The sequence below is a fragment of the Algoriphagus winogradskyi genome (assembly GCF_900182815.1).
Taxonomy (GTDB): Bacteria; Bacteroidota; Bacteroidia; order Cytophagales; family Cyclobacteriaceae; genus Algoriphagus; species Algoriphagus winogradskyi.
In genome coordinates this window covers 195,572-207,392 of record NZ_FXUA01000003.1, presented here as the reverse complement: position 1 = coordinate 207,392, position 11,821 = coordinate 195,572, and the positions used below count along the sequence as shown (strand labels likewise).

The 11,821-nt window shown below is 39.8% G+C and carries 6 protein-coding genes; 3 read left to right on the top strand and 3 right to left on the bottom strand.

From position 1 onward, the window contains the following. Nucleotides 1–10: 10 nt before the first annotated feature. Entirely contained in the window at nucleotides 11–1,576 is a 1,566-nt protein-coding gene (locus QOL76_RS09420) for an SRPBCC family protein (RefSeq protein ID WP_283412705.1), read from the bottom strand. Nucleotides 1,577–1,774: 198 nt separating this feature from the next. On the opposite strand from QOL76_RS09420, the gene QOL76_RS09415 reads away from it, so the two are divergent. Then, a complete protein-coding gene (locus QOL76_RS09415) occupies nucleotides 1,775–6,904 on the top strand; it encodes an adenylate/guanylate cyclase domain-containing protein (RefSeq protein WP_283412704.1) in 5,130 nt (1,709 codons plus the stop codon). Nucleotides 6,905–6,962: 58 nt separating this feature from the next. On the opposite strand, the gene QOL76_RS09410 is transcribed toward QOL76_RS09415, so the two are convergent. Beyond that, nucleotides 6,963–8,492 (bottom strand): FG-GAP repeat domain-containing protein, encoded by a 1,530-nt coding sequence (locus QOL76_RS09410; protein ID WP_283412703.1) that lies wholly within the window; start codon nucleotides 8,490–8,492, stop codon nucleotides 6,963–6,965. Nucleotides 8,493–9,482: 990 nt separating this feature from the next. On the opposite strand from QOL76_RS09410, the gene QOL76_RS09405 reads away from it, so the two are divergent. Next, nucleotides 9,483–9,668 (top strand): hypothetical protein, encoded by a 186-nt coding sequence (locus tag QOL76_RS09405; RefSeq protein WP_283412702.1) that lies wholly within the window; start codon nucleotides 9,483–9,485, stop codon nucleotides 9,666–9,668. Nucleotides 9,669–9,738: 70 nt separating this feature from the next. Here the strand turns inward: QOL76_RS09405 and QOL76_RS09400 are convergent, their stop codons facing one another. Continuing rightward, nucleotides 9,739–10,641, bottom strand: a complete 903-nt coding sequence (locus QOL76_RS09400; protein WP_283412701.1) for an NAD-dependent epimerase/dehydratase family protein — start codon at nucleotides 10,639–10,641, stop codon at nucleotides 9,739–9,741. A 301-nt stretch (nucleotides 10,642–10,942) separates the two neighbouring features. Here QOL76_RS09400 and QOL76_RS09395 point away from each other — a divergent pair, with 301 nt between their 5' ends. Continuing rightward, nucleotides 10,943–11,818, top strand: coding sequence for a carbon-nitrogen hydrolase (locus tag QOL76_RS09395; RefSeq protein ID WP_283412700.1), 876 nt, complete (start codon nucleotides 10,943–10,945; stop codon nucleotides 11,816–11,818). Nucleotides 11,819–11,821: the final 3 nt, after the last annotated feature.

Below are 11,821 nucleotides of genomic sequence, written 5' to 3'. Positions count from 1 at the left end.
ATCCCTGCACCTACTCTTCTAAGAATGCTTTGGCATTATTTAACCCATTTTGAAGGTACTTTTTCAGAAAAAGTGGGGCAAATATTGAAAGGAAAATTCGTGCAAATAGGTTTTTGTACGTAAAAGTATAAACCCATCGCAGTCTTGTCTTATCATCAACCGTATCAAACCACATGTGGCCATAGGTTTTGCTGGTGAATTTCTTAAAAATATCGCTGAATTCCGTCGTCTGGTATGAATAGTTTGAGTAGCGATGTACCGAGATAAGTTCTTCGACCAAAGTAGCTGAGTCCCCTCTTTCTACCAGTCTATTGTCACCAACTTCTGCCCAATTGCCACGTAACTTTTTCACTTTTATGATACCGTAAATAGGGCCAGTTTTCAGTAGCCAACTCGAAAGTTTTTCTACACTTGCTACGAATTCATATGCTGTCTTTTTATCGCAATTGACAATGACTTCAGCCGTGGTAAATATGATATGTTTGGATGGTACTTGCTGATCGAGTGTCACCTTCGTATTTACCGGAAGAATGTCATCTAGAAAATCAGAAGAGTCTTTAGGTTCCTCTGAGGGAAGTTTATTCATATCATGTCTGAATTTAGACATGGCTTCATAGACACGTTTTCTGACTCTATTAAAAGCTCCCAAAGGTCTGTGCACCGGCAGAGAATGCCAAGGGTTAAAGGAAAGGTTATCCCCATATTCGATCTGTGCGTTTGTATCGAAAACTTGGGGGTGAATGGTCAAGGTTGCAACTTTGATATTTTGAGAACTCCAGGCAACTGTAGGGTCTTCTATCGGCATGGCATCAGCATCAGTTTGAAACTGAACGAAAAAATCAAATTTGGCCTCATTGTCATGTAGCGTTTGGGCCATGTTATACCTCAAATAATTGTAATCTGTGGTGTTTTCTATGACTATGTTATTACTTGGAGATGGGCGAAGGTGATATTTGACAGCACGGTCTACAGTCCCAAATTGGTAAGGCTGGGTGCTCCAATAAGGGATTTCAAGAGGGTTTCTGCAGGCTACTTTACTTTTCGATGCACGCAGTATTATGGGCCATAAAACTGGGTTTAGAATGAAAAGTTTGCTTTTAAAGAAGTTTGGAGATGTTAATGCCTTGAGGAGTCTTGCTAATTCTTTGATGGTTTTTGCAAAGAAAGTCTCGGTACTCATCAGTAAAAAATCCTGAGTTTCGGCATTGATTTCGTCTTCCAATATCTTCTCTCCAGGCACACCCAGCAACTTAATAGCCACTCCTCTGATATCTTTTTTCTTGTCTTTTTGAGGCTTTGTGTTACCATTGGAAAATCGAACCCAAGCATTGTATTTTCTAGGATTGCCTGCAAATACTCCGACTTTAAGCTCCTCTGGTAAATCTTTTTCTACAGCAAAAGTGGCCTTTACACAGCCATGCATCTTGGTATGTACTTGTCGGAGCATCTTTTTGTCCTTGTACATTCGGGTGACTTGAGCTTCAAATTCCTGAAGCATTTCGTACCCAATACGATCTTCATCATATTGTACATATTCATGTCCTATTTTTTTTGGAGCTTCGGCTGAGATTGACATGTTATTCCTTATAGCGAGTTTAAAAAACAATAAAAGTGATTGGAATGTAATTAAAAATAAGGTGAAGCTAATGCAGATGAGAATTTTATTTTGTGTTTTTTATATTGGATTTTGTATTAAATTTAGTGAAATGGATCACCCTATTATCCATTTTATATAGGTTATTCTTCCAATTGGCAGTTTTAACACCTCTTTTTAATGAAATGGCAAATTTTATTTTCAACTAATGATTCTGATACCCAGAATTCTATCACATCTGGGGAAAATGCTATTGTTACTAAGAAAATATCTCTTGCCACACTTTCCCAGATTGAAACTATAAAAGCTAATAATGAAGCATCTTTTTCAGATGTTTCAGTACCTGGGTTTAGGACGGTTTTGCAAAGTGAAAATACAGGGACAGACCTCAGCTTAAAGTTGAAGTATGTAAAGGGTGAGAGTTTAAAAGAATATGGTTCTAAGCCTCTGAGCTTAAGTGATAAGATGAAAATTTGTGTAGCAATCACTAAAAAGCTAGCAGAAGTTCATCGTAAAGAATACGTCCATCTCAACCTGAATCCAGAGCATATTATTATTGAGGATGAGACCAATGAAGTTGTTTTTATTAGCCTTGGCCTAGCTACCCGAATCAAGAGAAAAATTGGGATCGAAAAAAGGTTAGTTTTTTTTGAAGCTGATTACGACTTCATCGCTCCCGAACAAACTGGCAGAATCAGTACAGAAATAGGATTATACTCAGACATCTATGCCCTTGGGATGATCTTTTATTGGTTTTTCACAAAGCAATTGCCTTTTGAATCAAAGGAAGGAGCTTCGAAAATCCATGCCCATATTGCCTTAACTCCCAAGCATCCTTCAGAGATAGTTGAGATTCCAAAAGTGCTTTCCGAATTGATCATGAAAATGATCGAGAAGGATGTGCAAAATCGATATCATTCAGCGCAGGGAGTCTTGTATGATTTGGAAATGATTCTATATTCCGTTCAAAAGGAGTTGGACATTGAAGGATTTTTACTCGGAACACAGGATTCATCTGGAGTCCTGCTATTTACCGACCAGCTTTATGCCAGAGATAAGCAATTAAAGCAGCTAAAAGATGCTTTCTCAAGTATATCGCTCAATGAGAAAAAGTTGGTTTATGTATATGGTAATTCAGGGGTTGGGAAATCAGCTCTGGTAGAGCGCCTTTACAGACCGGTAGTTCAATCTGGAGGGTTTTTCATATCGGGAAAGTTCGACCAGCTTCGCGCTGATGTTCCTTATTCCGCTTTTTCCCAAGCCTTGGGGAAGTTGATCAACCAAGTTTTACTCCTAAACGAGGTAGAGCTTGATAAGTGGAAAACTAAATTACATAGTCTTGTACAGCCTATAGGAAGGGTGTTGTTTGAGGTCATTCCAGGTTTGGAAAAATTGCTGGATAATGAACCGGAAATCCCGGTTTTGACAGGTACAGAAGCACAGCTGCGTTTCAATTATGCACTCACCAAGTTTTTCCAGGTGTTTGCAGAATTGGGTAAGCCGGTGTTCATTTTTATTGATGATCTACAATGGTCTGATGTTTCTTCTCTCGATTTGATGAAGACTATACTTGTCAATTCTGAACTCAATAATATTCTCATTGTAGGCGCTTACCGAGATAACGAAATTACCCCAGGGCATTTGTTTCTTCAGTTTAAAATGGAGTTGGAGGAGCAAGGAATACAGCCTGAAGAAATATTACTGGAGAATCTTAAGGAAGAAGATATCCAACAATTGGTCACAAATACGCTGGGGAAATCTGAAAGACCTTTGGATGAATTGGCTTCTTTGGTTTTCAAAAAGTCTGCTGGAAATGCCTTGTTTGCTAATCAATTCTTGAAGGCCATCTACAAGAATGAGATGCTATATTTCGATAGTGAAGAAGGGGCTTGGAAATGGAAAATCGATAAGTTGATCAGTTATAATGTAGAGGGAGATATTGTTAATTTATTTCTTGAGACGATCAATGAGCTCCCATCAGACACTATTTCTATCCTCAAGCTTGCTTCCTGCATAGGTAATAAATTTTTCATACAAGATTTGGTTAGGGTTTCGGAACAAGAAGCTGAAAAAGTAAGTCAGGATTTCAATCTTGCGCTCGACCTTGATTTGGTTATCGAAAGCCTGGATGGAAGTTATTATTTCGTTCATGATCGGGTACAGCAAGCTATCTATTCCCTGATAGATGAAAATGGTAAAAAGGAAAATCACCTGAAAATTGGCAGAACTCTGCTGTCAAAAACCAAAGAAAGCGGGCCAAGAGATGATGTTTTTGAGATTGTAAATCAATTCAATTTTGGCAAGGAGTTAATTACAGATCCTTTAGAGATTAAGACCCTTTGTGAGCTCAATAGCATTGCAGGTCAACGGGCGCAAAACTCAACAGCCTATGTGTTGGCAATGCAGTATTTTGAAAATGCTCTGCAACTTCTGGCGCCAAATGCCTGGGAGAATGACAGGGAATTCACCTATGACCTTTATCTGAAATCTGCTGTTGCTGCCTACCAGTGCAACAATCAGGAACTGTTCAGAAAATACACAGCCTTGCTAGATGCCAATGCGGTAAGCGTTTTAGATAAGCTGAAATTGGCTGATCTTAAGATCCAGAATGCCAATGTTGAAAACGATCAGAAGCAAGTAATAGAAATAGGACTTGATATACTTCGCTTGGTTAATATAGATCTAAAGCGCCATCCTAGCCAGCTGAATGTGTTGTTTGGCTTTATCAGGACCAACCTGAGATTGTTTTCTTATTCAGAAGAGAAAATTCTAAAACTCCCACAAATAAAGGATGAGAAGCTGTTGATAGCCATGTCTATCATGCATCATATGTCTTTGGCGGCTTACTTAACAGAGCCTAATCTGCTTCCATTGATCATGTTTGAGTTGATTCGGCTAACCCTGAAATTCGGGTTGGGCTCCAAGACTCCAGTTGCTTTTGTGGTTTTTGGCTACATAAATATCGCTTTTATGGGTAATATGGCGAAGGGTCTCAGAATGGGTCAGTTAGGAAATAGTGTTTTTGAAATTATAGAAAACGAAGACGAGTTCGTCTCTTTCAAGCAGGTGTATGTGATGTTTATTTCGCATTGGTTAAAGCATCTTGCGGAAAGCATTCCGGAGTTGGAAGAAGCATTGAAAAAAGGACTTGAAACCGGTGATTTCGAGTTTACTTCCATCATTGGACAGCTGATTATTTATTGGAATTTCTATGGCGGTGAGCCAATCCCCAAGATTTTACTGAGAGGAGAATTACTCAGCAAACAAATCACGCCATTGAATCAAATCATGCAGATCAAGCGCATTGATTTGTTCCGCCAATCAGCTTTATGTTTATTGGAAGGTGTGAAGGACTTTGAAGTTTTGAGAGGGGAGATTTTTGATGAGCGAAAAATAGACTTTCCTGATATTCCTGCTTTCAGTTTATACTATCATAATCTGTATTCCCAGAAGAAGTTTTTGAGTTTGATTTACAATCAAAATGAAACGGCGTGGAAGTTCTGTTCTTTGGAAAAGCAGCACTTGATACCTGTAAAAGGCTCCATTACGGAGATGCTTTTCTTCTATTACGAAAATCTCTGCATTACCCCGATTTTTCATTCAAGATCTAATGCAGAGCAAAAGGAGCTATTGAAAATCTGTAAGAAAAATATCAAGCTGATCGGCGGGTTAGTGAAGCATTCTGAGGTTAATTTTCAGCATCGTCATGAGTTTATGAAGGCGGAGTATGAGGCGCTGAAAGGAAATTTTGATAATGCTGTGAGATCCTTTACTTATGCGATCCGATATGCCAGAATGCACAAATATGTTCAGGATGAGGCGTTGATGTGGGAGAGAGCAGGCGTTTATTTTAATGCTCAGCAGCAACCCGAAGCTGCACAATTTTACCTTTCAAATGCTTATAAATCCTACGACAAGTGGGGTGCCAAGGCCAAACTAGTTCAAATGAAAGATATTTATGCTGGATTTATTTCAGCTGAAGAAATAGGAGTAAATGCCAATATTCTCGACCTAGATACTATCCTGAAGACTATAAATCTAATCTCAGGAGAGATGAAATTGGAAAACATCCTTACTGGTTTGATGCAACTTGTAAGTGAAAATGCGGGAGCCGATCGGGCTTTCCTGATCACTATCGAAAAGGATAGTAAATTGATCAAAGCGTCTATTGATAATTCTAGCAATGAGATTCAGGTACTACAGAATATACCTTATGATGAGTTTGATGAGATTAGCCACTCGGTAATCAATTATGTACTGAGATCTGGTGAAACTCTAGTGCTGGAAGATGCCACGAAGACTTTGCCATATTCGGATGAAGAATATATCGATTCGAACAAGGTGAAATCTATTTTGTGTATACCTCAGAAGCATTCCGGTGTTGGATTCTCATTGCTATACTTGGAGAATAGCTTGCTGTCTGGAGCATTTACTAAGGAACGGATTGAGATCCTGCAGGTGATGGCTACCCAAACGGCTATTTCCCTACAGAATGCTATGCTTCTGGAGAGCACAAACCAGCTCAATGAACAATTGATCCAAGAAGTGGAAGTGAGAAAAGAGGTGGAGGAAAACTTGAGGTTGAACGAGAAGAGGCTAGAAGAGTATAATGCCAATCTGGAATCTAAAGTCAAGGAAAGAACGTTGGATCTTCAAAACGAAAAGGAAAAATCAGATGAGCTCTTACTGAATATTTTGCCTCTTGATATAGCCAGAGAACTGAAAGAAAATGGATCCGCGCAGACTAAGAAGTATGCTAGTGTTACCGTGATATTCACTGATTTTGTCGGTTTTTCTCTCATTGCTGAGCAAATGACGGCGGTTGATTTGGTGGCGGAGATTGATTATTGTTTCAAAAAGTTTGATAGAATCATCGAAAAACATGGGATAGAAAAAATCAAAACAATTGGAGACTCATACATGGCTGCCGGAGGCATTCCAGTTGCTAATACGACTCATCCTTTTGATGTGATTAATGCAGCCATTGAAATTCGGGATTTTGTAGAACAGCATAAGGCTGAGAATATCCGTGAAAATAAACCTGTTTTTGAACTTAGAATCGGAATTCATACAGGAAATATTGTGGCTGGAATTGTAGGGCTAAATAAGTTTGCCTACGATATCTGGGGAGATACGGTAAACCTTGCTTCGCGAATGGAAAGTAGTGGAGAGGCTGGAAAAATAAACGTTTCCGGCGCCACCTATGAGCTCATAAAAGATCATTTTTCTTGTATCCATAGAGGTAAAGTACAAGCCAAGAACAAAGGAGAAGTAGATATGTATTTTGTTGAAAGATTGAAGGAGGAGTAGCTCCAATTTTTCTAGATTATAACACGTTTGGTGAATTTTCTACTGCAGATTAGCTTGACTAGTTGCTTTGCCGGTTCTCCAAAATCAAAACGCTTGGAAGTTCATTGATCCCTTGGATTACTAGGTTGGTGAATTCTATAGTAGTGTGCAGGTATGAACCCAATACGATGTCCTTATCTCCATCTCCGTCGAGATCTCCTACATCCATTGTCATCCATTTTCCCAAGGCAGCCTCAGGAATGTATTTGGGTTGAAAAATCATGTTTCCTACGTTTTCAAAAAGTAGAAACTGGTACTTGGGATTTTCAAGCTCATCGTAAAAAGCGATGGTCGCAAAGTCTAAATCTCCGTCTTTATCAAAGTCCAGAGCCATGGCTTTGGCTGCACCATACTGCGGGTAAAACCATGCTTCCTCAAAAATCCCTTTTCCTTTATTTTCATAAATTCTAAAGCCATGATAAGGTTTGGCGACTGATGAATAGTCCCAATTATCGCCATTGCTAACAAGCAAATCCAGTTCTCCGTCACCATTCAGATCATTCAATTCAAAGTAACTGGAACCCATCACCGGTGAGAATCTTAGCAAAATCTGCTCTGCTTCAAACAGACCATTTCCCTGATTGTAAAAAACTGAGATTCGCTCATTGCCCTGGCAGAAGAGCGCCACGATATCTAGCTTTCCATCGTGATTTAAGTCAACAACTTCTAATTTTCTTGCACCAGCTCCACCAAGTTGAATGGGGGCGGAGGTAAGGTTGCCGTCCGGATAGATCGCCAAGTTTCCTCCATGGTGGCCATAGTTACAAAGCAAGAAATCAGCTTTTCCATCCTTTTCTAAGTCTTCCCAAATCCCAAAGACAGGTCGGGGAAGCTGACCCAAAACCTGATTCCAACCGTCAGAATTCAAATCCATTTCATAGAGCGCACCTTGAGAAAGATCACTTGGAGCTATTGATCCGATGGAAATAAAATTAAAAACATTGGGTTCTTTTCTGATGAAATCTACTGCTGGACTTGCAGTCTGAGGAAGGGTGTAAAGTTCATCGTTTTGAACTTTCACAAAGAGTTGATTGGTCGTGCCATCTGCGATAAAAAGCTCTGACCTTTCCTCATTAATCGCCACCAGGCTAGTTTTTGGACTTTGAATCCCCTCGATGAAAAGCTTTTTCGCTGCAAAATTCAGTAAAGGATAGGGGTTTTCTTTTAGGTTTTGCGGAGCTAACTCCTTCGGTGCTTCTGCTCCATAATACTCCACAATTGCTTTGAAGTCTGCTGTACTGATCATAGCAGTGGTTGGGTAAACTCCTAACTTTTTGCTGATTGTGATTTCTTCAGCAGATTTATTCTCATAAACGCCCAAACTTTCCTGAGCAGCTTTTATGCCCATCATGGCTGCCATCTGTGGGAGTACTTTTTGCTTCCAAATAGCTTTGGGCAAAAGGGAGGGCGAAGGAAAAGCATGACAAGAGCTACAGTATCTTTCAGCTAGCATTTTCCCGTTGAGAATAGCTTCGTCCTGTGCAAAAGCACTAAAGTAAAGCAGGAAGCCCAGAGAAGCGAGGAAGATTGATTTTCGAATCAGAGACATTAATTGCCTGTGTTGAAGTGCGTATGAAAGACAGGATCCTGCTTTTTAAATAGCCGAATCAGAATACCAAGATAAATTCGATTTTCTGTTTTTTAGTATACTCGAATTGCAATAAAACTGAGTTTGGTTGTTGGGGTGGTGATGTTTATAAAATCCGGAGCTGTTCTTAAGGCAAAAATGCTGGAGATTCATATTCCTAGTATGAACATTTGGGAAAATCGTATGAAGATTCTACCTCAAAGGCTGAGCGTTCAGTATTGAAGTATGAAAATTCGAGCTAATAGGTTGAAAATTTAGTGTCCGAAGTTCAAGCTTCGAGTTAATAGGTTCAAACGTCAGTCTTAGAACATTAAAATTTCAGCTATTAGGGTGAATCTTCAGTGTTGAAGAGTGAATCTTCAGGTAAATAGGTTGAAAGCTGCTTAGCGCCTGCTTGGTGAATTTTTATAAAAGGGTAGAGGTAGTTATAGATTGAGGTAGTCAACGCTTCCTTATACTATCAAAGTCTACCTAAATTCAGGTGGGGGAGAATATTAGTTCTTTTCTATCAGAGCCAAGTAGCTTTACTTTTTTCATTAGTCTTTCTTGGAGTTTCCCATGACTTAATTTCCCCAAATCGGGAACTTAACTGATGAGCTAATAGTAAGGGTTTTATTAAAAAGAAGAAGTTCCAAGGTTGAAAACCATTATATATGCTTTGAATGTGAGAATTCGTGGATGGGTAATATCAGTTTTGCATCTGGTATGATTAGGCACATTATCTCTCCGTCAGAGAAGCGGACTATCCGCTTTCATTAAGGGATAATCATGATTTTTGGGTGCGATTGCATATTCCTACCAGTAGCAACGTTGTTATTGATTTGGGAAAGAGTGGTAGTTATTTGTTGGTATTACCGATGTTCATGCTTATCCAACTATTGAAACCCAACCTTTCAATTTATTTCTAGTGGCATGATTGTGGAACCCGAGGTTCTTTAAAACATCATTATTATGAATTTGAAAAGAATTTTCGGAGCCATTCTTACCATATTGGGCATAGTAGGACTTATTTATGCCGCTGTCACATTTGCAAATGATTCGGCAAGTACAAAACAAATGATTGTTTATGGATCATTGGGCCTAGTATTTTTTATAGCTGGCATAGGCTTAGTCAAAACCACTAAGGATGAAGGCTGATAAGTGGTATTAGGCACCAACCAAAAAAAACAATTATTTCTTACAAAGTTTGAAGTTCTATTGGGTGATCTCACCCCCACTTCACATATTTCTGCCAGTTATGCTGCTCTTTGAAGCCTAGTACCTCACGGATTTTTAGGTTTGAAAACAGGGCTTCATGCTCTCCCATTTCTCGGGTAAGAGGTACACCTGGGAAGAAGGTTTCAGCCAGTTCTTTGGTAGGAATAACTGCACCGTTTTCATCGTTTCCAGCATTGAAAACCTGAAATCCAAGGCCGTCCTTTTTCAGACATAAATCCACAATCTGTCCCAGATCACGCGCATCTATATAGCAGAATGCATTCCTACGACGCACTTCTGGGTTTTTGAAATAATGAGGGAAAAGCTCAGCATACTCATGGGGTTCGATCACATTTCCAATACGAAGGGCGTAAATATCGATTCCTGATCTACGCTGGAATGCACGCGCCGTTTTTTCATTTACTACTTTTGAAAGTCCGTAGCTATCCATTGGATCCACGTCATAATCTTCTTCCAAAGGCAGAGATTTAGGATCCGTTTCACCATCTGAAAAACAGATTCCGTAGGTAGTTTCCGAAGAAGCAATGATGACTTTCTTAATCCCAAGTTTAACAGCCGCTTCAATCACATTATAGGTTCCGATGGTATTCACCCGAAAAGTTTCATTATCAGGATTGATTAGGATTCTTGGTACTGCGGCAAAATGTACCACTGCATCAAATTTCGGGACTCCATTTCCGGGTTCCAGTTCATCCAAGCCAGCGTAAGAACTCATGGCATTAAACATCTGTCCGGAATCTGTAATATCAGCGATCAAATTATCTACTCCAGGATGATCCAAAGGCTTCAGGTCCACATTCATCACTCTATGTCCTTGATCAAGTAGGTAGGGGATCACGTGTTTTCCTGCTTTTCCTGATCCTCCAGTAAATAATATTCGCATTTTAGTCATGTATTCTTTTGAGTTGATTGATGAATTGAAGTCTTTGGAAAATGATATTTGATTTCAAATCCATGTAAACAAAGTCAAATTTAGTAGAATTGAATTGGTCTGGGAAGATACCAACCATAGTGTTTGAAGATTTATCACTAATGACGAAAAGGCATTGAGCTTTTTTCATGCTGAATTATTTCTATCCGATTTCAGTTATTTGAATCCTTTGCCTTCACGTCCTTGAATTTAAAAATCTTCATTTGTGATTGGCGGCAGGCAAAAGTATCTTTGTAATCTTAATCTTTAAAACCGATCTATAGTGGCAAATAAAACTGTAAAAGTGGGCTTGGTCCAGTTGAGCTGTTCTGCTAATGTGGCAGAAAACCTTGACAAAACCATCGCTGGTGTGCGTGAGGCTGCGGCCCAAGGCGCTCAAGTTGTGGTCCTTCAGGAGCTGTTCCGTTCCCTTTATTTTTGTGATGTAGAAGACTACGAAAACTTCAAGTTGGCTGAAGCCATCCCAGGTCCTTCTACGGATACCTTTGGTGACTTGGCAAAAGAACTTGGAGTGGTCATCGTTGCATCTCTTTTTGAGAAAAGAGCAGAAGGCTTGTACCACAATACCACAGCAGTATTAGATGCGGACGGTTCTTATCTTGGCAAGTACCGGAAAATGCATATTCCTGATGATCCGGGCTATTTTGAGAAGTTTTACTTCACTCCTGGGGATCTGGGCTACAAAGTTTTCCCAACCAAATTCGGAAATATTGGTGTGTTGATCTGCTGGGATCAGTGGTATCCGGAAGCAGCAAGAATTACGGCATTGAAAGGTGCGGATTTCTTGGTTTACCCAACTGCAATCGGCTGGCACAAGGATCAGGATGGATTGACAAATGACGAGCAATATGGCGCTTGGCAGACAATCCAGCGTTCACATGCAGTGGCCAATGGTATTCCGGTGGTTTCCGTGAACCGTTGTGGCATCGAGGGTGATATGAAATTCTGGGGAGGTTCCTTTGTTTCCAATCCTTTTGGAAGAGTATTATTTAAAGCTTCCCACGAAGAGGAGCAAATACATGTGGAGGAACTTGACTTTGCTGGGTCTGATAGATACAGAACGCACTGGCCTTTCTTAAGAGATCGTAGAATTGATTCCTACCAGCCAATTACTAAGCGATACCTGGACGAAGAATAAATT